Genomic DNA, 24,353 nt, shown 5'->3' with positions numbered 1-24,353 from the left:
GCCGCTTCCGCCTGCGCCGCGCGAGCGATCGTTCAGGGAGCGGGATCCGCGCCGGCGGCGCGCCGGTCGGGCGGGCGTCCGGCGCGGGTCCCGCCTCCGATCCTCAGTCTTTCAGGGCGAAGGTCTCGAGCTTGTCGGCATTCTCGGCGTTGATGAGGATGCAGTCCATGAGCTGCTTCTCCTCGGCGCCGGTCTTGCCGGTGTCGAGATACATCTTGGCCTGTTCCACCGCGAGCTGCGCCTGCCGGTAGGCGGGCTGCAGGACGGTGGCCTTGATGCCGCCGGCCTTGATCGAGTCGCGCACGTCGTTGGAGCCGTCGAAGCCCACCACGATCACGTCCTTGCGGCCCGCCGCTTCGAGCGCGGCCCAGGCGCCCATGGCCATCGTGTCGTTGCCGGAGATCACGCCCTTGATCTCGGGATTGGCCTGAAGGATCGTCTGCATCTTCTCGAAGGCCTCGGTCTGGCTCCAGTTGGCCGACTGCTTGGCGACGAGCTTCATGTCCGGATACTGGTCGATCACGTCGTGATAGCCGCCCGAGCGGATGCCGGCATTGGTGTCGGCCTCGCGACCGACGAGCTCGGCATAGGGGCCAGCCTCGCCCATCAGCTTGACGAATTCCTCGGCGCCGAGCTGGGCGCCCTGATAGTTGTTGGAGACGATCTGGGAGACGGCGATGCCGGTCTCGTTGATCTCGCGGTCGATTAGGAAGGTCGGGATGCCCGCGTCCTTGGCCTTCTGGACGGCAGCGGTGGTGGCGGCGGCGCCCGCATTGTCGAGCACGATCGCCTTGGCGCCGCGCGCGATGGCCGTGTCGAACATCTGGCTCTGCTTGTTGGCGTCGTCGTCGTGGACGAGGATCAGCGTCTCGAAGCCGAGTTCCTTGGCCTTGGCGGCCGCACCCTCGGCCTCGGCCTTGAAGAAGGGATTGTCGTGGCTCGGCGTCATGATCGCCATGAGGTCGGCGGCCGAAGCCCCGAGCGGCAGGGCGAAGGTCATGAGGGCGGCGGTCGCCGCGGACATCATCAGGGTCTTCAACACGCGGAACTTCTCCCAGTTCGCTCCGGCCGGCAAGGATCGGCGGCCGGCCCGGACGGGGCGGCAGGACGGGTCTCGCGGCGCTGACATGAGCGGGTCGCCTCCCGACGTTGGCCCGCCCGTCCATAGTCGGCGAAACGCATCGCGTCGTCAACTGGTATGATGAGGTAATGTCTGAAACCCTGCTGACGGGATGTCGTGCCCCGTCCGGCGGGAACGCGCGGTTTCAGCGCCGGAAGAGGCAGGTGCGCTGGCCCTCGACCTCGCGCACGATCACCGGCAGGCCGAAGACCTCCCCGATGACCGCCTCGCTGACGATTGCGTCCACCGGGCCCTGATGCGCGATCCGGCCGCCGCGCATGGCCACGATCCGGTCGGCATAGGCGGCGGCGAAGTTGATGTCGTGGAGGACGGCGACGATCGTCTTGCCGAGTTCGTCCGCCGCCCGCCGCAGGAGGCGCATCATCGAGACGGCGTGGCGGATGTCGAGATTGTTCAGCGGCTCGTCGAGGAGGATCGTGCCGGTGTCCTGCGCCAGCACCATGGCGACGAAGGCGCGCTGGCGCTGGCCGCCCGACAACTCGTCCAGATAGCGTTCGGCGAAGGCGCCGAGATCGAGATAGGCGATCGCCTCGTCGATCCTGGCGCGATCCTCCGGCCCGAGCCGACCCTTGGAATGGGGGAAGCGACCGAAGGCGACGAGGTCGCGCACGGTGAGGCGCACGGTGAGCCCGTTCTCCTGCCGCAGGATGGCCAGACGCCGCGCGAGGAGGTCGCTCGGGCTGCGCGTCACGTCGAGGCCGTCGATCGCCGCGCTTCCTGCGTCCATCGGCAACAGCCGGGCGAGCATGGAGAGGAGCGTCGACTTTCCCGCGCCGTTCGGCCCGATGATGGCGGTGATCCCGCCGGCGGGAATCGTCAGCGACACGCCGTCGACGACGAGCGTCTCGCCGTAGCGCTTGGTGAGAGCCTCCGCCTCGATCATGCGATGCCTTTCCGCAGGAGAAGCGCCAGGAAGACGAGGCCGCCGACGAACTCCACGACCATGCCGAGGGCGCCGTCGAAGCCGAGCAGGCGTTCCAGGATCGTCTGCCCGCCGACGATGCAGACAATGGCGACGAGCGAGGCGGCGGGCAGGAGCAAGGCGTGGCTGCGTCCGCCGACGAGGCTCGTCGCGAGCGCCGCGACGAGGAGGCCGAAGAAGGTGACCGGCCCGACCAGCGCGGTGGAGACGCTGACGAGAACGGCGACGAGCGCCAGGACGAGAAAGACCAGTCGCCGATGGTCGACGCCGAGCGCGATGGAGCGCTCTCGACCGAGCGCGAGGACGTCGAGCACCCGCCGCAGGCGCCAGACCGCGAGGCTGGCGGCCAGGACGATGGCCGCCGAGACGGCGAGGAGGCCGGGCGGCACCGCGCCGAAACTCGCATAGAGCCGGTCCTGAAGGACCACGAACTCGTTCGGGTCGATGAGGCGCTGCAGGAGGCCGGCCAGCGAGCGGAAGAGAACGCCGAGGATGATGCCGACGAGGAGCAGGCGATGAAGATCGCGCGCGCCGGCCGAGAGGAGCGTGCCGTAGAGAAGCCCCGCGAAGACGACGAGGGCGGCCACCTCGCCGACGAAGAGGACGCGCGGATCGAGCGTCGCGGCGAAGGCGGCCCCGGCCAGGAACACGAGGACGGTCTGGATCAGGGCGTAGAGCGCGTCGAAGCCCATGATCGACGGCGTCAGGATGCGGTTTCCCGCGATCGTCTGGAAGACGACGGTGGAGACCGCCACCGCATGGGCGACGATCACCATCGCCGCCAGCCGGCCGCCCCGCAGTGTCAGGACGAAGGACCAGTCGCCGCGCGCGCCGAGCGTCAGGAAGAGGAGGCAGGCGGCGAGCGCGACCAGTACGAGGACCGGGATGGCGAGCGGCAGGGCGGGTCTTGAGCGCGCTTCGGCGCCCGCGAGCGCCGGCGAGGCGGTGCCGCGCGAGGACAGGTCAGCCAAAGGCGGGCCTCCGGCCGAAGACGATGGAGAGGAAGACGAGCGCACCGACGACGCCCATGATCGTGCCGACCGGGATTTCGTAGGGCATGCGCACGAGCCGGCCGACAATGTCGCAGGCGAGGACCAGTCCGGCGCCCGCCAAGGCGACATACGGGATCGTACGCCGGCCGTTGTCGCCGGCGACCAGGGAGACGAGGTTCGGAACGACGAGTCCGACGAAGGGAATACTGCCGACCGTGACGATCGTCACCGCCGCCACCAGCGAGACGACGATCAGGCCGAGCATCACGATCCGCTCGTAGGCGATGCCGAGATTGGTCGCCATGTCGCGCCCCATCCCGGCGAGCGTGAACCGGTCCGCCGCCACGATGGCCGCTGCCGTCAGCGCGAGCGCGATCCAGAGAAGCTCGTAGCGGCCGCGCAGGACGACCGAGAAGTCGCCGCTCGTCCAGGCGCCGATCGACTGCACGAGGTCGGTCCGGAAGGCGACGAAGCTCGCCATCGCCCCGATAATGCCCGACAGGATGAGGCCGATCAGCGGAACGAGATAGCCCGACCGCGCTTCGAGCCGCTGGACGATCGCCATGAACAGCGCCGTGCCGGCAAGCGCGAAGGCGCCGGCGACGAGCATCTTCGCGAAGACGGACAGGCCCGGCGCGAGGATCGTGACGCACAGCATTCCGAGGCTCGCCGCTTCCGTCGTTCCGACCGTGGAGGGTTCGACGAAGCGGTTGGAGGAGAGCATCTGCATGATGAGTCCGGCCACCGCGAGGCTGGCCCCGGCAAGGATCGCCGCGAGCGTCCGCGGCAGGCGGCTCGCGAGGAGGAGGCGCCATTCGCCGCCGCTCCCGTCACCCGCCAGGATGCCGGAAAGCGACAGGTCGCCGGCGCCGACAAGGAGGCTGGCGAGCGCGAGGCAGGCGAGCGCAAGGCCCGAAAGCGTCAGGATGGCGCGGTGCGTCATGGAGGGATGAGACTGCCTGGAAACGAGGTCGCGGCGCGGTGGGCGCGGCGCGAGACGGATGGTCGGCCTTCGGATCAGGAGCGCCTGGCGAGGGCCGTCGCGAGTTCGTCGACATTCTTCTGCATCGCCTGGAGCCCCGAGGACGAGAGATACCAGTTGGCCGGGTCGAGATAGACGACCTGGTCCGCCTTCCAGGCTCTGGTGTTCTCGACCAGCTCGTTCTTCAGCATCGCGGCCGCCGAACCGCGCCCGATCGCGGCGTCGCGGTCGATCACGAAGAGCCAGTCGGGATCGGTCTTGGCGATATATTCGAAGGAGACCGCCTCGCCGTGGTTCGCCGTGTCGAGGCCGGTATCGGCCGGCGCGATGCCGAATTCGCTATGGAGCACGCCGAACCGCGAGCCCGGCCCGAAGGCGCTCATGCGGTTGCCCGTGGTGAGCACGATCAGCCCCGTGCCCACCGTGGCGCTCTCGGCCTTCAGCGCGGCGATGGAGGATCTCAGCGCGTCGATGCGCGTCCTCGCTTCCGCCTCCTTGCCGAAGATCGTCGCCAAGGCTTCGACGCGGGCCACGGCGCCGCCCACGAAATCCGTCGCGGGCACGGTCATGTCGATCGTCGGCGCGATGGCGCTCAGCGTCTCGGTCTTCTCCTGCGACCTGCCGCCGGCAATGATGAGATCGGGAATGAGGGCCGCCACGGCCTCGAGGTCCGGCTCGAAGAGCGTTCCGACCTTGGCGTAGCGCTCGCCGGCATATTTCTCGAGAAAGGTCGGGATGGGGCCCTGGGGAACGCCGGCGATCTCGACGCCCAGCGCGTCCAGCGTGTCGATGGAGGGCAGGTCGAAGACGACGACCGTGCGGGGCCGGGCCGGCACGCTGACCTCGCCGCGGGCGGTGGCGACCGTCACGGTGTCCTGGGCGGCGGCGGGAAGGGGCAGCGCCGGAAGGAGGCCGGACAGAAGCCCGGCGACGACGAGGCGTCGCGAGGCGCGGGGCGCGAGGCGCGCGCGGGCACCGACGAGGAGGCGAGAGAACGGCATGGCAGATCCTTGGACGGAACGGAGCGACCGGGGGAAACCCGGCGACCGCCGAATAGTGGATGATTACAGTCAAGATAAGAGTGGTGGAAGGGGCGAGCGCAAATCCGCGGCGCGGCGCTTCAGAACGAGGCGGTCACGCCGGCCGAGAAGCGGCGGCCTTCGACGACGGTGTTGAACTCGTCCGGCAGCACCTCCTCGTCGAAGAGGTTGTAGACCGCCGCGTTGACCTTCAGCGCCTCGTTCACCGCGTAGCTCGCGCCGAGATCGGCGGTGAAATGGGCGTCGTAGCGCCGGGCGACGACCGTATAGGTGTAGCTGGCATTGATGGTGATCGTCGCCGTCGGGTCGAACCCCGCGGTGAGCTCGACGCCGCGCAGTCGCGCCTCGTCGACGTTCGAATAGGTGAAGAGCGTGTCGTTCGGGTCCTGCGACCAGCGGGCGGAACCGCCGTCGGCACTGTAGGCGCGGTCGCGCCGGCCCGCAAACCGTCATAGCTGTCGAAGAGCGTGGCGAGCTCGTCGTTCACGCTGGTCTCGGGCACGAGATCGGTGTTGGCGCGGATGACGCCGCAGGGCCTGCGCCCCGGGCGAAGCCGGTTCGCAGGCCCGTAGAAGCAGCCGCCGCCGCCGGTCGCATCGGTGTAGATCTCCACGATCTGGCGAGTTTCCGGCGCCTTGTAGCCGGTGGAGACGCCGCCCTTCACCGTCCAGCTCTCCGCCGGGCGCCAGACCCCGTAGAGGCGGGGCGAGACGTTTTCCTTGTAGACCTCGTGATAGTTCATCCGCACGCCGCCGGTGAGGGCGAAGGTGTCGGTCATCTGCCACTCGTCCTCCGCGAAGAGCGAGACGTCCTCGATCGTGTGGTCCTGGACGTCGGCGATCACCGTGCCCCATTCGTACCGGCCCTCGTAGGCCGCCTTGTCGTGCTGGCGCTCGTAGATCCGGCGCTGGTCGTCGCCGCCGGGATCGATCGTCGCGCCTTTCCGGCGATCAGGCCGCCTGCCAGTCGATCGCGAGCTCCTCGCGAAAGGCGAAGCGCACGAGATGGCGCGCGACCACGTCCTCGAGTTGCGCCAGCGCCGCCGCGTCCGGCGAGGAGACGGCCAGCTCCAGTGTCCCGCCGCGAGCCGTCAGGCGGCAGTCGCCGAGGCTGAAGGCGAGGCTTCCCTGCGCCTCGTCGAAGGTCGCGGGGATCTTGTGCGCGAAGTGCTTGCAGAGCTGCTGCAGGTACTTGGAGGCATGGGCGGTCGGCACATGCGCCACAGCGCGCAGGGTCTGGGTCTCGGTCATCGGCTGCGCTCCACGGTCTGGGCGGCCGCGTCGAGCGCGGCGGCGATGGTCTCGGCGGTCTGCGGGTCGAGCGGGCCCTGCCGCAGCCGCAGCCGCATGGCGAGTTTGAGGTTCTCCATGGCGCGCAGGATCGGCGCCGGCAGGTCGGGCCGGCCGCCGCGCGGGCCCGGTCCCTCCGCCGCGCCGCGCGCGATGAGCTCGTCGGCGGCGCTGCGGTTGGCGGCGAGGAAGGCGCCGCCCTCCTCGGTCACGCGGTAGAGCTTGCGGTTGCCCGCCTCGGCCTCGACCGAGGCGTAGCCCATGTCCTCCAGCCAGGAGAGCGTCGGATAGATGACGCCCGGGCTCGGCGTGTAGCTGCCGGCGAAGCGCTCCTCGATGACCTTGATGAGCTCGTAGCCATGGCGCGGCGCCTCGGCGAGCATGGCGAGGAGCAGAAGGCGCAGCTCGCCATAGTCGAAGACGCGTCCGCCGTGACGTCCGCCGCCATGTCGCCCGCCGCGATGCGGGCGGGCGTGCGGATGGTCGGGACGGTGCCGAGCGTCCGTTTCGGGAAGGGTGGGGTCGCGGTCGAAGCCGCCGTGATGTCCGTGTTTCATGAAGCCGATATAGAACGCGATATATCGTCAATCAAGATATATCGGGACTCATATCGGGTCGGCTGGGCGCCGGGTTCGATGCCCCGCGGGAGGGGCGTCTCCAAACACGAACGGCGCCCCGCGGCGCCGTTCGAACCTGTCGGACTGCAACGAGACTCAGGCGCCGGCGGTCAGCGTCCGCCGCACGGCCTTGCCCCAGCCGGTCAGCTTGCGGCCGCGCGTCACAGCGTCCATCGAGGGCTCGAAGCGGCGCTCCAGGCGCCAGCGGGCGGCAAAGCCCTCCATGTCGGGCCAGGCGCCGCATTTCTGCCCGGCGACCCAGGCCGCCCCGAGCGCGGTGGTCTCCAGGACGACCGGCCGGTCCACCGGCGCGTTCAGGAGATCGGCGAGGCGCTGCATCGTCCAGTCCGAAGCGACCATGCCGCCGTCGACGCGCAGGATCGTGTCGTCGGCGCCCGACCAGTCCTTGCGCATGGCGTCGAGGAGGTCGGCGGTCTGGAAGCAGACGGCCTCGAGCGCCGCCCGGGCGATCTCGTTCGGCCCGGTGCTGCGGGTCAGCCCGTAGATCGCCCCGCGCGCCTCCGCGTCCCACCAGGGGGCGCCGAGGCCGGTGAAGGCGGGCACGAGATAGACGTCCTGCATCTCGTCCGCGCCCTCGGCCATCGGCCCGGTGCGGTCGGCCCGGTCGACGAGGCCGAGCCCGTCGCGCAGCCATTGCACGGCCGCCCCCGCGATGAAGATCGAGCCTTCCAGGGCGAAGGCGGTGCGCCCGCCGAGCCGATAGGCGATTGTCGTCAGAAGACGGTTGGAGGAGGGCACGCGCGTCGTGCCGGTGTTGAGAACGGCGAAGCAGCCGGTGCCGTAGGTGGATTTCATCATGCCCGGCCTGAAGCAGGCCTGCCCGAGCGTCGCCGCGTGCTGGTCGCCGGCCATGCCGCAGATGCGGATCGCGGCGCCGAACAGGGCGGGATCGCTCGTGCCGAACTCGGCGTCGCAGTCCTTCACTTCCGGCAGGAGCGCGCGGGGGATGTCGAGGAGCGACAGGAGTTCGTCGTCCCAATCGTTCGCCTCGATGTCGAAGATCATGGTGCGCGACGCGTTGGTCGCGTCCGTCGCGTGCACCTTGCCGCCGGTGAGGCGCCAGAGGAGGAAGGAATCGACCGTGCCGAAGGCGAGCTTGCCCGCCTCGGCCGCCTGTCGCGCGCCGGAGACATTGTCGAGGATCCAGGCGATCTTGGTGCCGGAGAAGTAAGGATCGACGATGAGGCCGGTCTTCTGCGTGATCGTCGGCTCGAGGCCGCGCTCCACGAGGCCGCGGCAGACCTCGGCGGTGCGCCGGTCCTGCCAGACGATGGCGTTGTAGATGGGCTTGTCGCTCTCCCGGTCCCAGATCAGCGTCGTCTCGCGCTGGTTGGTGATGCCGATGGCGGCGATGTCGCCCGCCGAGAGCGAGGCGTCTGCCAGCGCCGAGCGGATCGTGGCCACGACGCTCGACCAGATGTCCTCCGGATCGTGCTCGACCCAGCCCGAGCGCGGGAAATGCTGCTCGAATTCCTGCTGCCCGACGCCGACGATGCGGAAGCTCTCGTCGAAGACGATCGCGCGCGAGGAGGTCGTTCCCTGATCGATCGCAAGGACATAGCCGGACATGGAAAGGCGCCTTCTTCGAGACTCTGGTGCGGATATGGGAAAGGCCGGGACGGGCCCGGCCTTTCCTGAGGCGTTGCGGAAGGGCGAGCCTACTTCGCCGGTGCCGAGACCGGGGTGGCCGAACCGGCCGCGCCGGAGGCGCTGGCGTCGGCCCAGCTCTTCACCAGCTCGTCGTAGTTGACGGTGATGGGCTTTTCCTTCTCGTTCTCGACCTTGGGCTGGGGCGCGAGCGTGCCGTTGGCCTTGGCCTGCTCGACCCAGTATTCCATGTCGCGCTCTTCGTTGAGCTTGGGGCCCTTGTCGCCCTGCACGCCCGCGCGCTCGAGACGCTGCATCACCTTTTCCTGCTCGGCGCAGAGCGAGTCCATGGCTTCCTGCGGCGTCTTGTTGCCGGCGGCGGCATCGCCGATCGCCTGCCACCAGAGCTGGGCGAGCTTCGGGTAGTCCGGCACGTTCGTGCCCGTCGGCGACCACTGCTTGCGGGCCGGCGAACGGTAGAACTCGACGAGACCGCCGAGATCCTTGGCGCGCTCGGTGAAGCTCTTGTCGCGGATGGTGGACTCGCGGGTGAAAGTCAGGCCGTAATGGCTCTTCTTCACGTCGACCGTCTTGGAGCCGACGAACTGCGCGTAGAGCCAGGCGGCCTGGGCGCGGTCGACCGGGGTCGACTGCATCAGGGTCCAGGAGCCCACGTCCTGGTAGCCGAGCTTCATGCCGTCCTTCCAGTAGACGCCGTGCGGCGAGGGGGCCATGCGCCATTTCGGCGTGCCGTCCTCGTTCACGACCGGCAGGCCCGGCTTCACGGCATCGGCGGTGAAGGCCGTGTACCAGAAGATCTGCTGCGCGATCTCGCCCTGGGCCGGCACGGGGCCGCTCTCGGAGAAGGTCATGCCCTGGGCGGCCGGCGGCGCGTAGGCCTTCATCCAGTCGAGATATTTCTGGATGGAGTAGACGGCGGCCGGGCCGTTGGTGTCGCCGCCGCGCGCGACGCAGGAGCCGACCGGCTGGGACTGCTCGTTGACGCGGATGCCCCATTCGTCGACCGGCAGGCCGTTCGGCAGGCCCTTGTCGCCGTTGCCGGCCATGGAGAGCCAGGCGTCGGTGAAGCGCCAGCCGAGGGACGGGTCCTTCTTGCCGTAGTCCATGTGGCCGAAGACCTTCTTCCCGTCGATTTCGCGACCGGTGAAGAACTCGGCGATGTCCTCGTAGGCGGACCAGTTCACGGGAACGCCGAGATCATAGCCGTACTTCGCCTTGAAGTCGGCCTTGTTCTTTTCGTCGTTGAACCAGTCGTACCGGAACCAGTAGAGGTTGGCGAACTGCTGGTCGGGCAGCTGGTAGAGCTTCTTGTCCGGCGCCGTGGTGAAGTCGGTGCCGATATAGTCGGCGAGATCGAGCGTGGGCGAGGTCACGGCCTTGCCGTCGCCTTCCATCCAGTCCGTCAGGTTGCGCACCTGGTTGTAGCGCCAGTGCGTGCCGATGAGGTCGCTGTCGTTGACATAGGCGTCGTAGATGTTCTCGCCCGACTGCATCTGCGTCTGGAGCTTCTCGACGACGTCGCCCTCGCCGATCAGGTCGTGGGTGACCTTTATGCCGGTGATGGCGGTGAAGGCGGGCGCCAGCACCTTCGACTCGTATTCATGCGTGGTGATCGTCTCGGAGACGACCTTGATCTCCATGCCGGCATAGGGCTTGGCGGCATCGATATACCACTGCATCTCCTTTTCCTGGTCGGCGCGGGACAGCGTCGAGAGATCCTTGATCTCCGCATCCAGGAACTTGGTCGCCGCCGCCATGTCGGCCATGGCCGGACCGGTGGCGAGCGCGATCGCGAGCGCGGCGCTCGAAATCATCCAATGACGTTTCATGATGTCTCCTCCCAGAGATGTCACAGCCGGTCGCCAAGCACAGCGCGTTCCGCGTCGACCGGCCGAGGTCGCGCACGCCGTATCCCGCCCCGGGGAAGGGGCGAAAGGTCGAGCCGCCTCACACGAGGCGGAAAACGAGACCCGCATAGAAGGCGCAGCCGATCAGCGCGTACCAGAGCGGGAGTTCGGTGAGGCCCAGCCAGCCGAGGCAGATGAAGGCCGAGCCGAGGAGCGAAAGGAACAGGCGGTCGCCGCGCGTCGTCTCGAAGCGCAGGATGCCGTAGCGCGGGTTGCCACCGGGCGAGGCGTATTCCCACGCGCCCATCAGCGCCAGCAGCGCGAAGATGGAGAGGAAGAAGATCGCGGTCGGCCAGGTCCAGGCCATCCAGGACAGGTCGGGCATAGGTCACACTCTCCCCAGGGCGAAGCCCTTGGCGATGTAGTTGCGCACGAACCAGATCACGATCGCGCCGGGAATGATGGTGAGGACGCCGGCGGCGGCCAGGACGCCCCAGTCCATGCCCGAGGCCGAGACGGTGCGCGTCATGATGGCGGAGATGGGCTTGGCGTCCGTCACCGTCAGCGTGCGCGCGATCAGGAGCTCGACCCAGGAGAACATGAAGCAGAAGAAGGCCGCCACCCCGATGCCGCTCGCGATCAGCGGCATGAAGATCTTGAAGAAGAACTTCGGGAAGGAATAGCCGTCGATATAGGCCGTCTCGTCGATCTCCTTGGGCACGCCCGACATGAAGCCCTCGAGGATCCACACCGCCAGCGGCACGTTGAAGAGGCAATGCGCGAGCGCCACCGCGATATGCGTGTCGATGAGGCCGAAGGCGGAATAGAGCTGGAAGAAGGGCAGGGCGAAGACGGCCGGCGGCGCCATGCGGTTGGTCAGGAGCCAGAAGAACAGATGCTTGTCGCCGAGGAAGCGATAGCGCGAGAAGGCGTAGGCGGCCGGCAGGGCGACGGCGACCGAGATCACCATGTTCATGACGACATAGATGATCGAGTTGATATAGCCGTTGTACCAGGACGGATCGGTGAAGATCACGGCATAGTTGCGCAAGGTCGGCTCGGTCGGCCACAGCGTGAAGGCGTTGGTGATCTCGACATTGGTCTTGAAGCTCATGTTGACGAGCCAGTAGATCGGCAACAGGAGGAACAGGATGTAGACGATCGGGATCAGCGCCTTGGGGCGGAACGAGCCCGACCGGCGACGGGAGCGCGCCTTCAGCGCGACTTCCGAATGGGCGGCGCCCGGAATGCCGTCGGCGGCGACGCGCGAGGTGGCGATCGTGGGCGCGCTCATTCCACCGGCTCCTTCATGGCGCGGTCGCGGCCGGCGTTTTCCATCACGGTGTAGAAGATCCAGGAAAGGAGGAGGATGATCAGGAAGTAGACGAGGCTCATCGCCGCCGCCGGACCGAGGTCGAACTGTCCGACCGCCATCTTCACGAGGTCGATCGAAAGGAAGGTGGTGGAGTTGCCGGGGCCGCCGCCGGTGACGACGAAGGGCTCGGTGTAGATCATGAAACTGTCCATGAAGCGCAGGAGCACGGCGATCAGCAGGACACGGCCCATCTTCGGCAGCTGGATGTAGCGGAACACGGCCCAGCGCGAGGCGCCGTCGATCTTGGCGGCCTGGTAATAGGCGTCGGGGATCGAGACGAGGCCGGCATAGCAGAGCAGCACGACGAGGCTGGTCCAGTGCCAGACGTCCATGACGATGAGCGTCGCCCAGGCGTCGAACGTGTTCTGCACGTAGTTGTATTCGATGCCGAGCGCCGCGATCGTGTGGCCGAGAAGGCCGATGTCTGTGCGCCCGAAGACCTGCCAGATCGTGCCGACGACATTCCAGGGAATGAGCAGCGGCAGCGCCATCAGCACGAGGCAGATCGGCACCCAGATGCCCTTCTTGGGCATGGCGAGCGCCACGAGAATGCCGAGCGGCACCTCGATCGCCAGGATGATGGCCGAGAAGAGGAGGTTGCGCCCGAGCGCCTGGTGGAAGCGCTCCGAGGTCAGCGTCTCCACGAACCAGTCGGTGCCGGCCCAGAAGAACTGGTTGTTCCCGAACGTGTCCTGGACCGAGTAGTTCACCACCGTCATCAGCGGGATCACCGCGGAGAAGGCGACGAGCAGCAGCACCGGCAGGACGAAGAGCCAGGCCTTGTTGTCGAACGTCTTATTCATGACGGCCTCCGCTCGACGAGCCATGAATCGGCATAGAGATTGAGGGCGTGGGGTTCGAACACCGCGTCCACCTCGCTCGGCAGGCCCGTGCCTTCCCCGAGCACGGAGACGAGCTTCTGCCCGAAGAGCGAGGCGCGCACGATGCGCTCGGAGCCGACGTCCTCGACGCGGTCGATGGTGATGGGCAGGCCCTGGCCGCGCGGCACGAGGCGCACGAATTCCGGCCGGATGCCGAGTTCGGTGCGGGCCGCCGCCAGCGGCGTCTCGCCGCCGGGCATCGCGATGCGGGCCTCGCCCACCACGGCCTGCCCGCCCTCCATCCGGCACTGCAGCACGTTCATGCCGGGCGAGCCGATGAAATAGCCGACGAATGTGTGGCGCGGCCGCTCGAAGAGCTCTTCGGGCGTGCCGATCTGCACGACCTCGCCGTCATACATGACGACGACCTTGTCGGCGAAGGTCAGCGCCTCGGTCTGGTCGTGCGTGACGTAGACCATGGTCATCTTGAACTGGCGATGCAGCTCCTTCAGCTGCGAGCGCAGCTGCCATTTCATGTGCGGGTCGATGACGGTGAGCGGCTCGTCGAAGAGGATGGCGTTGACGTCCGGCCGAACGAGACCCCGCCCGAGCGAGATCTTCTGCTTCTCGTCGGCCGTCAGCCCCTGCGCCTTGCGGTCGGCCTTGGCCTCCAGCCCGATGCGGCGCAGCATGTCGGAGACGCGGCGGTCGATCTCGGACTTCGGCACCTTGCGGTTCTTCAGGGGGAAGGCGAGATTCTCGCGCACCGTCATCGTGTCGTAGATGACCGGAAACTGGAACACCTGCGCGATGTTGCGCAGCTCCGGCGAGAGCTCCGTCACGTCGCGCTCGTCGAAGCGCACATGGCCCTCGGACGGGGTGAGGAGCCCCGAGATGATGTTGAGGAGCGTCGTCTTCCCGCAGCCCGAAGGGCCCAGAAGCGCATAGGCCCCGCCGTCCTCGAAGGCGTGGTCGATCTCGCGCAGCGCGTAGTTGCCGGCCCTGGCGAGTTCGGGCGTGTAGGCGTGTCGGATATGGTCGAGCCGGATTCGGGCCATCGTCGTTTCCTAAGCCGCCATCGCGAGGGCGGGCGAGACCGCGCGCCCCGTCGGCTCGAAGAGAAGCATGTCGGCGGGGTCGAACTGCAGCTCGACCGCATCGCCCGGCGAGACGCGGTGGATGCCGCGCACCAGCGCCACGATGCGCGTGTCGTCCCAGTCGGCATGGACGAAGCTTTCCGAGCCCGTGACCTCGGAGATCACGACCCGGCCCTTCAGCCGCACGCCGCTCGCGCCCTGCGCGCCGAGCGAGAGATGATGGGGGCGCAGGCCGACCTTGTAGGCGCCGTCCGCGAGCCCCACGAATTTCGCCGGCACCGGTACCTGAAGGCCCGACGCCGAGAGGCGATCGCCGCGCTTGGTCAGGTCGAGGACGTTCAGCGGCGGATCGGAGAAGGTGCGCGCCGTCACGAGATCGGCCGGACGGCGATAGATGTCGGGCGTGCGGCCGAACTGCGTGACGCGGCCTTCGCTGAGCGTCGCCGTGTTGCCGCCCAGGAGCAGCGCCTCGGTCGGCTCGGTCGTGGCGTAGACGAACACCGCGCCCGTCTCGGCGAAGAGCCGCGGCAGTTCCTCGCGCAACTCCTCGCGCAGCTTGTAGTCGAGATTGGCGAGGGGCTCGTCGAGGAGCACGAGCTCGGCGTTCTTCACGAGCGCCCGGGCGAGCGCCGTGCGCTGCTGCTGGCCGCCCGAGAGGTTGAGCGGCGTGCGCTGGAGATAGGGCGCGAGCTTCATCAGCCCGGCGGCCTTCTGCACCGCCGCGTCGATCTCGGACGCGCTCTTGCCCTGCAGGCGCAGCGGCGAGGCGATGTTCTCGTAGACCGTCATGGCCGGGTAGTTGATGAACTGCTGGTAGACCATGGCGATGTTGCGCTTGGCCACGGGCACGCCGGTGACGTCGCGCCCGTCCATCACGATGCGCCCCGTCGTCGGCCGGTCGAGGCCGGCCATCAGGCGCATCAGGCTCGTCTTGCCCGAAAGCGTCGGACCGAGCAGCACGTTCAGCGAACCGCGCTCGAGCTTCAACGACACATTCGCGATGTGCGTCTCCGCTCCGACGGTCCTGCCGACGTCGATCAGTTCCAGCACCGCACCCTCCCGAGGTTGCCAGCATGTCTTCAAAGGTTCGGACGCGGCCGACGAGGCCCGGCGCCCGCGTCTCACTCCGCCGCGAGGCGGTCCTGTCCGGCATGGTCGCGCATGTAGGTCTCCAGCCGCTCCGTCTCGGCCGCCGTGAAGCGCAGGCCGAGCTTGGAGCGCCGCCACAAAACGTCCTCGGCGGTCATCGCCCACTCGCGCGCGATCAGCCAGTCGACCTCCGCGCGCCCGAGCCCGTGGCCGAAATCCTCGCCGGGCCCTTCGGGCGACAGGAAGGTCAGCGCGTCGAGCCCGTAGGCGCGCACGATACGGCGAAGGCTGCGCTTGTCGAGGCCGGGCGCGGCGGCCTCGACCCTGCGCTCGAGTTCGGCGACGCCGTCCGTCGGGAAACCGCCGCCGGGCAGGGGCTTGTCGCCCGTCCAGCCCTTGCCGCGCGTGCCGATTCGCTCGCCGATGCGCTCCAGCACCTCTTCCGCGAGGCGCCGGTAGGTGGTGATCTTGCCGCCGAAGGCGTTCAGCACCGCGGCCTCGCCCCGGGCCTTGTCGCCTTCCACCTTCAGCACGTAGTCGCGCGTCGCCTCCTGCGCCTTGGAGGCGCCGTCGTCGTAGAGCGGGCGCACGCCCGAGAAGGTCCAGACGATGTCGGAGCGCTGCAGCGGCCGCTCGAAATACTCGCTCGCCGCGGAGAGGAGGTAGTCCGTCTCCGCCTCGGTGATCTTCGCCTCGCCCGGCTCGCCCTTGAAGTCGTGGTCAGTGGTGCCGACGAGGGTGAAGTCGTCCTCGTAGGGGATGGCGAAGATGATGCGGTTGTCGGCGTTCTGGAAGATGTAGGCCCGGTCGTGGTCGTAGAGCTTCTTCGTGACGATGTGCGAGCCCTGCACGAGCCGGATGTGCCGCGCCTCGTTGCGTCCCATCGCCGACTGGATGACGCGGTCCACCCACGGGCCCGCGACGTTGACGAGGAAATCGGCCGAGACGGTGCTGGTGCGCCCGGTGCCGCGCTCTCGCAGCGTGATCGTCCAGCGCCTACCCTCGCGCCGCGCCTCCGTCACCTCGGTGCGCACGCGGATGTCGGCGCCGTGCGCGGCCGCGTCGCGGGCGTTGAGGACGACGAGGCGGGCATCGTCCACCCGCGCGTCCGAATATTCGAAGCCCCGGGTGAAGACCTTCTTCAGGGGCGCGCCGAGCGGGCCCTTCGAAAGGTCCACGGTCTTCGTCGCGGCCAGATCCTTCCGGCCGCCGAGATGGTCGTACATGAAGAGGCCGAGGCGCAGGAGCCAGGCCGGCCGAAGATCCCTGGCGTGCGGCAGCACGAAGCGCAGCGGGCGGATGATGTGCGGCGCGATGCGCCAGAGCACCTCGCGCTCCATCAGCGCCTCGCGCACCAGCCGGAACTCGTAATGCTCCAGATAGCGCAGGCCGCCATGGATGAGCTTGGTCGACCAGGACGAGGTCCCGCTCGCAAGGTCGTTCATCTCGGCAAGGCCGACGCTATAGCCGCGCCCCGCGGCGTCGCGGGCGATGCCGCAGCCGTTGATGCCGCCACCGATGACGAAAATATCGAAGTGCTTCATGGTCCACCCTTTCGCATCGCAGCAAATTCGCCGCGATTACGAAACCCAACGCATGGTCGGCGAAACAAAAGCGAAAGTCAATCGACCGCCTCGGGCAAGGCAGCCGTTTCGGACCGGGCCGGTTGCAGGGCCTCGACGAGGGCCACCCTGTGCTCGGCGCAGACGGCGTGGATGGAGGGCACGGGACAATGGTCGGTGACGAACGTGTTCACCTGCGACAGGTGGCCGATTCGCACGGGGGCGCTGCGCTCGAATTTCGTGGCGTCCGAGGCCAGGATGACATGGCGCGCGTTCGAGATGATCGCCTGCGCGACCCGCACCTCGCGATAGTCGTAGTCGAGGAGCGAGCCGTCCGGATCGATGGCCGAGACGCCGATCACGGCGAAGTCGACCCGGAACTGCCGGATGAAGTCGACCGCCGCCTCGCCGACGATGCCGCCGTCCGAACGCCGCACGACGCCGCCGGCGATCACCACCTCGATGTCGGGATAGGGGCGCATGGCGGTCGCCACGTTGATATTGTTGGTGATCACCATCAGCCCGGTATGGCGCAGGAGCGACGTCGCCACGGCTTCGGTCGTCGTGCCGATATTGACGAAGAGCGAGGCGTTGTTGGGAATGAGGTCGGCGACCGCGCGCCCGATCGCGGCCTTCTCGCCCGCCGCGATGCCGCGCCGCGCGTCGTAGCCGACATTCTCGACGCCCGACGAGATCACCGCCCCGCCGTGGACGCGCGACAGGAGCCGCTGGTCGCACAGGTCGTTCAGATCCTTGCGGATGGTCTGGACGCTGACCTCGTAGCGCTGCGCCAGGTCCTCGACCTGCACGCGCCCGTGGCGCTTGGCGATGTTGAGGATCTGCGACTGCCGGTCCGAGAGCATGGCCCACCTCCTGCGATCCGGTTCTAAAACGAAAACGGAGCGCCGAAAAGCGAAGCTTCGACCAGGAATATCCGTTGCGGCTATAACGCCGACCATCTCCGATCCAGCGTCTGGCCAGCCATGGGGATTCCCGGCGTCCTAGACGTTCGGCGGTCCGGAAACGAGCCTGACCAGATCGATCTGCCGGTTGACGACGGTCTTGCGGAGAACAGGGCGCTGTCAGCGCCTGATCCAATCGACGGCTGCCACGAGGCAAAGGATGCGAGGGAAGCCGGTGGCACTTCGCCGAGCCATCCGGCATGAGGGCGATCTTCAGCTTGCCTAAAACGAAACGCATGTTGCCATGGCCCGCTTCGATGCAAATATGCGATAAAATACAGTAGTTTCTCTATTTTCTTCTCATGAGAGCTACAGTCAAAATACTTATAAATCCCGTTATGATCGGAAAGGCGATAACCATCATGAAATAGATTATCGCCTTGAAATCATAGCCCTCTACGATCAAGAGGACGCCATAGATCATGACTCCATACAGCATTATATTGATGAGTATAAGAAATCGTCCAATCAGATCGCGCATCGTTCGGTCCTTGCGTCGATAAATAGTGCGTAATTTGTATAGACATCCTCTCGGTTCGTCTGCGCTCTAAAGCGCGAGGCCGGTTCGACGATTGAGCTGATGGCCGAGGGGTGTAACCCGCCGCTCGACCATGCAGGCGTTTCGGCCGCGACTCCCGGCGAGCCGCGCTGCCGCGACACGTACCGCCTCGCGCCGGACGGGCGCCGGCGATGGCGCGGGACCAGTCTGCGCTCCATCGCCGGCAGGAGCGGCGAGGATCGGGCGGGCCCGTTGCGAAGGCCGTGAGGCAGGGCGAGGCTTACCCGAGCGGTTGCGCGGCGAGGGCGTAGATGCCCGGCTGCCCGGGCCGGACGGCGGCCAGCGGGGCGCCGCGGGTCATGGTCTTCACCGTGTCGTAGAGTTCAAGGCCCGACGATTGAAGGAACGTCCGGAAACGTCCCTCCGGCTGGCGCGTGTCGAGACGCGCGAAGCGACCGCCGAGATCGCCGAGAAGCGATGCCGAAAGCAGGATGGCATCGTCCTCGCTGTGAGCGACGACCGGCCCGATCACGGTGCCGCGCCCGAAGGGACGCCGCATCGCATAGGCTTCGAGGTGCCCGTTCCGGCGGATGCCGACGATCCGCGACAGCGGGGCGAGGCGCGTCAGGACGACCGAGCGGTCGGCACCGAACGCCGCCTTGTCCAGCGCGACGATCCGCGGAAGGTCGTCGGGGGCCAGAACCTCCACGGCGCTCGCGTCGAGCTTCGGTGCCCCGGACCCTTCGCGGACGATCCCCTGCATCTGGCAGACGACGGCCTGCACTTCGAAGCCGAGGGACAGGTAGAGGGCATGGGCCGCGCGGGTCGAATTGAGCATCAGGGACCGCGCGCCGCATTCGCGCAGGATATGCTCCATCATGAAACGCCCGCCGCCATGGGTCTGGACGCGGGGAGAGGTGATGACCATTCCGATCGTGGCGACGGTCTCGCCATGGTCGAACCACATGGCCGAAGCGAAGACGCGGCCGATGTCGTCGAAGGCGGCCAGGCCGCGCCCGAGCGATCTGAACAGCGACCAGTCGCTGCGCCGATGCGGCCAGCCGACGCTGATGGAGAGGGCGTGCAGCCCGTCGAGATCGGCTTCGGCGATGTCCTGCGTCGCGAGATCGAACGATTGCAATCGCATCGTGTCCGACATGGCCACACCCGTCTTCCACTCGGCAGCGGGTCGAACGATTCGGGCGGACCGCTGCTGGAGTCCGGCACGATGCCAGGATTGCCCCGACTGTCCTGATCGAGTCCAGAATGGTCGCTCCCGCGCGGAAGCTTCCGCTGCTTTGGGGGGCGATTTCGACAGGATCGGCCAAAGCTTCCCCCAAAGCGGCAGGGAAATCTTCGGGGCGGTCCATAGGATCGGGCCATCCTGACCGGAGGCCCGAACGATGGTGGAAGACATTCTGGGATGGCTCGTCGCCTGTCCCTCCGTCGTCGGCACGCCGAACGGCCCGATCACGCAGCGTATCGCCGACCATTGCCGCGCGCATGGCGCCACGGTCCGCATCCTGCCGGGACCGGAGGGCGACCGGGCCAACCTCTTCGCCACGCTCGGCCCGGCCGAGGCGCCCGGCTACGTCCTGTCCGGCCATACCGACGTGGTGCCGGCCGACGAGAGCGGCTGGAGCGCCGACCCGTTCGTCCTGCGCCGCGACGGCGACCGGCTCTACGGCCGCGGCACGACGGACATGAAGGGGTTTCTCGCCTGCGCTCTGGCGGCGCTGCCGGCGCTCGCGGCGATGGATCTGAAATGGCCGATCCATCTCGCCTTCTCCTACGACGAGGAGGCGGGATGCCGGGGCGTGCCGCATATGATCGCCGCGCTTCCCGGTCTCTGCCGCCGCCCGCTCGGCGTCGTCGTCGGCGAGCCGAGCGGACTTCAGGGCGTCCTGGCCCATAAGGGCAAGGCGGCGGCGCGGCTCGAGGTCACCGGCGTCTCCGGCCATTCCTCGAGGCCCGATCTCGGGCGCAACGCCGTCCACGCGATGACGGGGGTGCTGGCGGAGGCGCTCGCGCAGGGCCGGGCGCTGGAGGCCGGTCCGTCCGATGCCCGTTTCGAGCCTGCCACGTCCTCGCTCCAGATCGGCCTCGTGAAGGGCGGTCGTGCGCTCAACGTCATTCCCGACCATTGCAGCGCCGAGATCGAGGTCCGCGCGATCTCCGGCGTCTCGCCCCGCGCGCTGCTGGAGCCGGTGCGCCGGCGGCTGGACGCATTGGCGGCGGACGGTTTCGGCACCGCCTGGCAGGAACTGTCCGCCTATCCCGCCCTGGCGCTCGACGCCGATAGCGCCCTGGCCGGTCTCGTCGCCGATCTCACGGGGCGCGCGTCTCGTCCGGCCGTCAGCTACGGCACGGAGGCGGGCCTGTTCCAGGAGGCCGGGCTCGAGGCCATCATCTGCGGACCGGGCGACATCGCCCGCGCCCATCGTCCGGACGAATACATCACGCGCGGCGAGCTCGACGCCTGTCTCGCCATGATCCTGTCCCTCGGCGAAAGGCTCCGCGCATGAGCGGTCGGCCGGTCTTCCTCTTCAACTCCGATGCCGCGCGCGGCGCCGTGTTCCGCGAGGCCTTCGCGCGGCACCTGCCGGAGGTCGCCTTCGCCGACGACATGGAGACGGCGGACCCGGACGCCGTGCGCTACCTGATGACCTGGACGGTGCCGGGGCGCCTCGACAGGTTCCGCCGGCTGGAGGTCGTTTTTTCCATCGGAGCGGGCGTCGACCAGTTCGACACGACCGCTCTGCCGCCCGGTGTCGCCGTCGTCCGCATGGTCGAGGACGGCATCGCGCGCATGATGCAGGAATATGTCGCGCTCGCCGTGCTGGCGCTGCATCGCGACTGGCCCGCCTATGCCGAGCAGCAGGGGCGGGAGGTCTGGCGCGCCCGGCCGCCGCGCCAGGCGGGCGAAAGGCGCGTCGGGTTCCTCGGGCTCGGGGTCCTGGCGCAGGCGGCCATGGAGCGGCTTGCGCCCTTCGGCTTTCCGCTCGCGGGATGGAGCCGGTCGCCGCGCGCGCTCGCCGGCGTCGACTGCTTCCATGGCGCCGATCAGCTTCCGGCCTTTCTCGCCCGCACGGACATCCTCGTCTGCCTCCTGCCGCTGACGAACGAGACCCGCGGCTTCCTGGACGCGGCGCTCTTCGGCCGGCTTCCGCAAGGGGCGGCGCTCGTCCATGTCGGACGGGGTCCGCAGCTCGACGCGCATGCGCTCCTGTCGTCGCTGGATGCCGGCCACCTGTCGGCGGCGGTGCTCGACGTCACCGATCCCGAGCCGCTGCCGCCCGGCCACCCGCTCTGGCGCCACCCGAAGGTGGTGATCACGCCGCATGTGGCGAGCGTCACCCAGCCCGGCACGGCCGTAAGAGCCGTGATCGACAACATCCGCCGCCACCGGTCCGGCCAGCCGATGATCGGCCTCGTCGACCGCGCGCGCGGCTACTGACCGTCAGCCAAGGAGACAGGCATGTCGCTTCTCGTCACTCTCGATACCGATCCCTCCTTCGCGCCGAAGGAGGCGCTGCCGCTGCCCGAGCGGCTGATCTCGGGTGCGCCCGCCTTCAAGACCTGGGCCCTCGACGAGGCGCGCGAGGGCATGGTCAAGACCGGCATCTGGGAGGCGACGCCCGGCGAGACGCATTCGATCAAGGGCACGACCTTCGAGTTCTGCCATATCCTGTCCGGCCTCATCGAGATCGAGGAGGCGGGCGGCGAGACGAAGACCTACCGGGCCGGCGACAGTTTCGTGATGAAGCCCGGCTTCGTGGGCGTGTGGCGCACGATCGAGACCGTGCGCAAGATCTACGTCTGCGTCTACGAGTAGGCGTCCGCGCCTGCCTCCCGACCCCCTTGCCGCGCGACAGGCCCCGATGACGGGGCCGCGCACCCGCATCGCGACGGCCCCCATCCGCCCGAGTCTCCCCGAGGTTGCCCCATGGACCTGAGCTTCGATCCGAACGCGCTCGACCTGTCCTACCACCATTTCATCGGCGGGCGCCGGATCGCTCCCGAGGGGCGGGGCCTGCCGATGCGCCGCCCGTCCGACGACCAGGCCAATGGCGAGTGCCCGGTGGCCGGCGCCGCGCTGGTGGACGAGGCGGTCGAGGTCGCGCAACAGGCGCTGAGATCGAGCGGCTGGGGCGAGGTGCGCCCGCGCGAGCGCGTCCGGGCGCTGCAGCGCTGGGCCGACCTGATGGAGGAGGAGGCGCCCCATCTCGCGCGGCTCGAGTCCGTCGCCTCGACGCGCCCGATCGCCCAGATCGTAGAGGGCGACATCGCCGTCACCGCCGAGCAGATCCGTTTCTTCGCCGAGTTCGCCGACAAGGAGGGCAGCGACGTCGTGCCGACCGCCGGCACCTCTCTCGGCATGACCCTCAGCGAGCCCTACGGCGTCGTCGGCGCGATCACGCCCTGGAACTTCCCGATCTCCATGGCCGGCTGGAAGCTGGGCCCCGCCCTGGCCGCCGGCAATGCCGTGGTGTTGAAGCCGTCCGAGATGACGCCCTTCTCGACGCTGTTCATGGCCGAACTCGCCCTTCGCGCCGGCATCCCCGCCGGGCTCGTCAACGTCGTTCTCGGCGACGGGCCGACGACGGGCGCGGCCATCACCGGCCATCCCGGGATCGCCAAGGTCTCCTTCACGGGCTCCACGGCGGCGGGCGCGGCGATCATGGAGAATATCGCGCGCACCGGCGTCAAGCCGATGACTCTGGAGCTCGGCGGCAAGAGCCCGCAGCTCGTCTTCGCCGATGCCGATCTCGAACTCGCCGCCTCCGCCGTCGCGCGCGGCATCCTGTCGAATGCGGGCCAGGCCTGCGTCGCCGGCTCGCGGCTGATCGTGGCGGAAGAGGTGGCCGAGGCGCTGGCCGAGGCGATCGCGCGGCACATGGCCGATATCCGGCCCGGCCCGACCTGGAGCGGCCTGACGCAATATTCGCCGATCATCTCGCGCCGCCAGATCGAGCGGATCGACGATATCGTCCGCCGCAGCGTGGCCGCGGGCGCGCAATGCCGGACGGGCGGCGCGGCCCTGGATCGCGAGGGCTATTTCTACGCGCCGACGCTTCTGTCGGGCGTCGATCAGGCATCGCCCGCCGTGCGCGAGGAGATCTTCGGCCCGGTGCTGACGATGCAGACCTTCCGCGAGGAGGAGGAGGCCATGGCGCTCGCCGACCATCCGACCTATGGCCTTGCGGCCGGTCTCTTCACGCGCGACCTGTCGCGCGCGCTGCGCCTGTCGCGTGCGCTCCAGGCCGGAACGGTCTGGGTCAACCGCTACAACCGCTCGCGCGACCACATCCTGCCGACCGGCGGCTACAAGAGTTCGGGCATCGGCAAGGATCTCGGGCGCGAGGCCTACCGCGCCAACCGCAAGTCCAAGAGCGTGCTGATCGATCTGTGATGGGACACACCATGAAGACCTACTCCATCGCGCTGATTCCGGGTGACGGCATCGGCATTCCCGTCATCGACGCCGCCTGGTCCGTCCTGGACCGCGCCGCCGCCCGTCACGGCTTCGCGCTCGGCGCCACCCGCTTTCCCTGGTCCTGCGCCTTTCATCGCGAGACGGGCGCGATGATGCCGGCGGACGGGATCGAGACGCTGCGCGGCTTCAACGCGATCTTTCTCGGCGCGGTCGGCTGGCCGGCCGAGGTGCCCGATTCCGTCTCGCTGCACGGCCTCCTCCTGCCGATCCGCAAGGCCTTCGCGCAATATGCCAATATCCGCCCGCACCGCCTCCTGCCCGGCGTCGAGGGGCCCTTGCGCAAGGAGGGCTTCGACATTCTCTGCATCCGCGAGAACACCGAGGGCGAGTATTCGGGCGCCGGCGGCCGGGTGCATGTCGGCACGCCCGACGAGGTGGCGGTGGAGACGTCGATCTTCACGAGGACCGGGGTCGAGCGCATCCTGCGCTTCGGCTTCGCCCAGGCGCGCAAGCGTCGCGGCAAGCTCGCCTCGGTGACGAAATCCAACGCCCAGAAGCACACGATGGTCTTCTGGGACGAGATGACACGCACGATCGCGGCCGACTTCCCGGACGTGGAGGTGACGCCCTACCATATCGACGCGATGGCGGCGCGCATGGTGATGGCGCCCGAGACGCTGGACGTCGTCGTCGCCTCCAACCTCTTCGGCGACATCCTGACCGACCTCGGCGCGGCCATCCAGGGCGGCCTCGGCTTCGCGGCCTCGGCCAATATCAATCCCGACCGGACGGCGCCCTCCATGTTCGAGCCGGTGCACGGCTCGGCGCCCGATATCGCCCATCTCGGCATCGCCAACCCGATCGCGACGATCTGGTCCGGCGCGATGATGCTGGACCATCTCGGCGAGGGCGCGGCGGCGGCCGACGTGATGCGCGCCGTGGAGGCGGCGACCGCGGCGGGCGTCGGCACGAGCCCCGGCCGGGACAGGACCGATGCGATCACCGAGGCCGTGCTGAACGCCCTCGGCTGAGGACCCGTGCGAAAAGGCGGC

The 24,353-nt window shown here is 68.4% G+C and carries 24 protein-coding genes; 5 read left to right on the top strand and 19 right to left on the bottom strand.

The genetic code is table 11. The features are described from left to right. Nucleotides 1–103 precede the first annotated feature (103 nt). From ASG48_RS16120 to ASG48_RS16030, 19 genes are all read right to left on the bottom strand, one after another. Nucleotides 104–1,027, bottom strand: a complete 924-nt coding sequence (locus ASG48_RS16120) for a D-ribose ABC transporter substrate-binding protein (RefSeq protein WP_055852351.1) — start codon at nucleotides 1,025–1,027, stop codon at nucleotides 104–106. Between the two features lie 238 nt (nucleotides 1,028–1,265). After that, on the bottom strand, nucleotides 1,266–2,024 hold the full coding sequence (locus tag ASG48_RS16115; RefSeq protein WP_055852179.1) for an ATP-binding cassette domain-containing protein: 759 nt from the start codon (nucleotides 2,022–2,024) through the stop codon (nucleotides 1,266–1,268). Then, nucleotides 2,021–2,962 carry an iron chelate uptake ABC transporter family permease subunit gene (locus tag ASG48_RS16110; RefSeq protein ID WP_055852349.1) on the bottom strand — a complete coding sequence of 314 codons (942 nt, stop codon included), beginning with the start codon at nucleotides 2,960–2,962 and terminating at the stop codon, nucleotides 2,021–2,023. Before ASG48_RS16110 ends, ASG48_RS16115 begins: the two co-directional genes overlap by 4 nt. A 64-nt stretch (nucleotides 2,963–3,026) precedes the next feature. Then, entirely contained in the window at nucleotides 3,027–3,998 is a 972-nt protein-coding gene (locus tag ASG48_RS16105; protein WP_055852177.1) for an iron chelate uptake ABC transporter family permease subunit, read from the bottom strand. Between the two features lie 74 nt (nucleotides 3,999–4,072). Beyond that, nucleotides 4,073–5,038: a siderophore ABC transporter substrate-binding protein gene (locus tag ASG48_RS16100; protein WP_082529537.1), complete on the bottom strand. Its 966-nt coding sequence runs from the start codon at nucleotides 5,036–5,038 to the stop codon at nucleotides 4,073–4,075. A gap of 119 nt (nucleotides 5,039–5,157) precedes the next feature. Then, entirely contained in the window at nucleotides 5,158–5,283 is a 126-nt protein-coding gene (locus ASG48_RS18865) for a hypothetical protein (RefSeq protein WP_244486926.1), read from the bottom strand. Further along, nucleotides 5,280–5,978, bottom strand: a complete 699-nt coding sequence (locus tag ASG48_RS16095) for a TonB-dependent receptor (protein ID WP_280138021.1) — start codon at nucleotides 5,976–5,978, stop codon at nucleotides 5,280–5,282. The genes ASG48_RS18865 and ASG48_RS16095 overlap by 4 nt, the downstream gene beginning before the upstream one ends. Nucleotides 5,979–6,027: 49 nt before the next feature. Then, nucleotides 6,028–6,327 (bottom strand): DUF2218 domain-containing protein, encoded by a 300-nt coding sequence (locus ASG48_RS16090; protein WP_055852172.1) that lies wholly within the window; start codon nucleotides 6,325–6,327, stop codon nucleotides 6,028–6,030. Then, nucleotides 6,324–6,923, bottom strand: a complete 600-nt coding sequence (locus ASG48_RS16085) for a PadR family transcriptional regulator (protein ID WP_055852170.1) — start codon at nucleotides 6,921–6,923, stop codon at nucleotides 6,324–6,326. Before ASG48_RS16085 ends, ASG48_RS16090 begins: the two co-directional genes overlap by 4 nt. Nucleotides 6,924–7,079: 156 nt before the next feature. After that, entirely contained in the window at nucleotides 7,080–8,573 is a 1,494-nt protein-coding gene (gene glpK, locus ASG48_RS16080) for a glycerol kinase GlpK (RefSeq protein WP_055852165.1), read from the bottom strand. An 89-nt stretch (nucleotides 8,574–8,662) separates the two neighbouring features. Continuing rightward, nucleotides 8,663–10,441, bottom strand: coding sequence for an ABC transporter substrate-binding protein (locus tag ASG48_RS16075; protein ID WP_055852163.1), 1,779 nt, complete (start codon nucleotides 10,439–10,441; stop codon nucleotides 8,663–8,665). A gap of 118 nt (nucleotides 10,442–10,559) precedes the next feature. Next, the gene (locus ASG48_RS16070) at nucleotides 10,560–10,844 is read right to left on the bottom strand and encodes a DUF2160 family membrane protein (RefSeq protein ID WP_055852160.1); all 285 of its coding nucleotides are present in this window, start codon (nucleotides 10,842–10,844) and stop codon (nucleotides 10,560–10,562) included. Nucleotides 10,845–10,847: 3 nt separating this feature from the next. Further along, nucleotides 10,848–11,753: a carbohydrate ABC transporter permease gene (locus ASG48_RS16065; protein ID WP_055852157.1), complete on the bottom strand. Its 906-nt coding sequence runs from the start codon at nucleotides 11,751–11,753 to the stop codon at nucleotides 10,848–10,850. Next, the gene (locus ASG48_RS16060; protein ID WP_055852154.1) at nucleotides 11,750–12,637 is read right to left on the bottom strand and encodes a sugar ABC transporter permease; all 888 of its coding nucleotides are present in this window, start codon (nucleotides 12,635–12,637) and stop codon (nucleotides 11,750–11,752) included. The genes ASG48_RS16065 and ASG48_RS16060 overlap by 4 nt, the downstream gene beginning before the upstream one ends. Then, the gene (locus tag ASG48_RS16055; protein WP_055852151.1) at nucleotides 12,634–13,713 is read right to left on the bottom strand and encodes an ABC transporter ATP-binding protein; all 1,080 of its coding nucleotides are present in this window, start codon (nucleotides 13,711–13,713) and stop codon (nucleotides 12,634–12,636) included. Before ASG48_RS16055 ends, ASG48_RS16060 begins: the two co-directional genes overlap by 4 nt. A gap of 9 nt (nucleotides 13,714–13,722) precedes the next feature. Then, entirely contained in the window at nucleotides 13,723–14,802 is a 1,080-nt protein-coding gene (locus tag ASG48_RS16050; RefSeq protein WP_055852148.1) for an ABC transporter ATP-binding protein, read from the bottom strand. Nucleotides 14,803–14,873: 71 nt separating this feature from the next. Next, nucleotides 14,874–16,385 (bottom strand): glycerol-3-phosphate dehydrogenase, encoded by a 1,512-nt coding sequence (gene glpD / locus ASG48_RS16045; RefSeq protein WP_055852146.1) that lies wholly within the window; start codon nucleotides 16,383–16,385, stop codon nucleotides 14,874–14,876. A gap of 77 nt (nucleotides 16,386–16,462) precedes the next feature. Continuing rightward, complete coding sequence (locus ASG48_RS16040) at nucleotides 16,463–17,266, bottom strand: DeoR/GlpR family DNA-binding transcription regulator (protein WP_055852143.1); 804 nt, start codon at nucleotides 17,264–17,266, stop codon at nucleotides 16,463–16,465. Between the two features lie 878 nt (nucleotides 17,267–18,144). Continuing rightward, entirely contained in the window at nucleotides 18,145–19,281 is a 1,137-nt protein-coding gene (locus tag ASG48_RS16030; protein ID WP_244486925.1) for a GNAT family N-acetyltransferase, read from the bottom strand. Between ASG48_RS16030 and argE the strand changes: the two genes are divergently transcribed. From argE to ASG48_RS16005, 5 genes are all read left to right on the top strand, one after another. Next, on the top strand, nucleotides 19,268–20,389 hold the full coding sequence (gene argE, locus ASG48_RS16025; protein WP_055852136.1) for an acetylornithine deacetylase: 1,122 nt from the start codon (nucleotides 19,268–19,270) through the stop codon (nucleotides 20,387–20,389). The genes ASG48_RS16030 and argE overlap by 14 nt on opposite strands. After that, complete coding sequence (locus ASG48_RS16020) at nucleotides 20,386–21,321, top strand: glyoxylate/hydroxypyruvate reductase A (protein ID WP_055852133.1); 936 nt, start codon at nucleotides 20,386–20,388, stop codon at nucleotides 21,319–21,321. Before argE ends, ASG48_RS16020 begins: the two co-directional genes overlap by 4 nt. Nucleotides 21,322–21,342: 21 nt before the next feature. Beyond that, entirely contained in the window at nucleotides 21,343–21,699 is a 357-nt protein-coding gene (locus ASG48_RS16015) for a cupin domain-containing protein (RefSeq protein WP_055852132.1), read from the top strand. Nucleotides 21,700–21,810: 111 nt separating this feature from the next. After that, a complete protein-coding gene (locus tag ASG48_RS16010; RefSeq protein WP_055852129.1) occupies nucleotides 21,811–23,277 on the top strand; it encodes an aldehyde dehydrogenase family protein in 1,467 nt (488 codons plus the stop codon). An 11-nt stretch (nucleotides 23,278–23,288) separates the two neighbouring features. After that, nucleotides 23,289–24,332 carry a tartrate dehydrogenase gene (locus ASG48_RS16005; RefSeq protein ID WP_055852345.1) on the top strand — a complete coding sequence of 348 codons (1,044 nt, stop codon included), beginning with the start codon at nucleotides 23,289–23,291 and terminating at the stop codon, nucleotides 24,330–24,332. The last annotated feature ends 21 nt before the right edge of the window (nucleotides 24,333–24,353 follow it).

This window comes from Aurantimonas sp. Leaf443 (genome assembly GCF_001425575.1).
Taxonomy (GTDB): Bacteria; Pseudomonadota; Alphaproteobacteria; order Rhizobiales; family Rhizobiaceae; genus Leaf443.
This window is presented reverse-complemented; position numbering and strand designations above follow the sequence as displayed.

Coding starts and splice junctions, on each gene's coding strand:
- ASG48_RS16120 (WP_055852351.1), bottom strand. CDS start 1,027: ATGATGTCCGCGGCGACCGCCGCCCTCATGACCTTCGCCCTGCCGCTC.
- ASG48_RS16115 (WP_055852179.1), bottom strand. CDS start 2,024: ATGATCGAGGCGGAGGCTCTCACCAAGCGCTACGGCGAGACGCTCGTC.
- ASG48_RS16105 (WP_055852177.1), bottom strand. CDS start 3,998: ATGACGCACCGCGCCATCCTGACGCTTTCGGGCCTTGCGCTCGCCTGC.
- ASG48_RS16100 (WP_082529537.1), bottom strand. CDS start 5,038: ATGCCGTTCTCTCGCCTCCTCGTCGGTGCCCGCGCGCGCCTCGCGCCC.
- ASG48_RS16090 (WP_055852172.1), bottom strand. CDS start 6,327: ATGACCGAGACCCAGACCCTGCGCGCTGTGGCGCATGTGCCGACCGCC.
- ASG48_RS16085 (WP_055852170.1), bottom strand. CDS start 6,923: ATGAAACACGGACATCACGGCGGCTTCGACCGCGACCCCACCCTTCCC.
- glpK (WP_055852165.1), bottom strand. CDS start 8,573: ATGTCCGGCTATGTCCTTGCGATCGATCAGGGAACGACCTCCTCGCGC.
- ASG48_RS16075 (WP_055852163.1), bottom strand. CDS start 10,441: ATGAAACGTCATTGGATGATTTCGAGCGCCGCGCTCGCGATCGCGCTC.
- ASG48_RS16070 (WP_055852160.1), bottom strand. CDS start 10,844: ATGCCCGACCTGTCCTGGATGGCCTGGACCTGGCCGACCGCGATCTTC.
- ASG48_RS16065 (WP_055852157.1), bottom strand. CDS start 11,753: ATGAGCGCGCCCACGATCGCCACCTCGCGCGTCGCCGCCGACGGCATT.
- ASG48_RS16060 (WP_055852154.1), bottom strand. CDS start 12,637: ATGAATAAGACGTTCGACAACAAGGCCTGGCTCTTCGTCCTGCCGGTG.
- ASG48_RS16055 (WP_055852151.1), bottom strand. CDS start 13,713: ATGGCCCGAATCCGGCTCGACCATATCCGACACGCCTACACGCCCGAA.
- glpD (WP_055852146.1), bottom strand. CDS start 16,385: ATGAAGCACTTCGATATTTTCGTCATCGGTGGCGGCATCAACGGCTGC.
- ASG48_RS16040 (WP_055852143.1), bottom strand. CDS start 17,266: ATGCTCTCGGACCGGCAGTCGCAGATCCTCAACATCGCCAAGCGCCAC.
- argE (WP_055852136.1), top strand. CDS start 19,268: ATGGTGGAAGACATTCTGGGATGGCTCGTCGCCTGTCCCTCCGTCGTC.
- ASG48_RS16030 (WP_244486925.1), bottom strand. CDS start 19,281: ATGTCTTCCACCATCGTTCGGGCCTCCGGTCAGGATGGCCCGATCCTA.
- ASG48_RS16020 (WP_055852133.1), top strand. CDS start 20,386: ATGAGCGGTCGGCCGGTCTTCCTCTTCAACTCCGATGCCGCGCGCGGC.
- ASG48_RS16015 (WP_055852132.1), top strand. CDS start 21,343: ATGTCGCTTCTCGTCACTCTCGATACCGATCCCTCCTTCGCGCCGAAG.
- ASG48_RS16010 (WP_055852129.1), top strand. CDS start 21,811: ATGGACCTGAGCTTCGATCCGAACGCGCTCGACCTGTCCTACCACCAT.
- ASG48_RS16005 (WP_055852345.1), top strand. CDS start 23,289: ATGAAGACCTACTCCATCGCGCTGATTCCGGGTGACGGCATCGGCATT.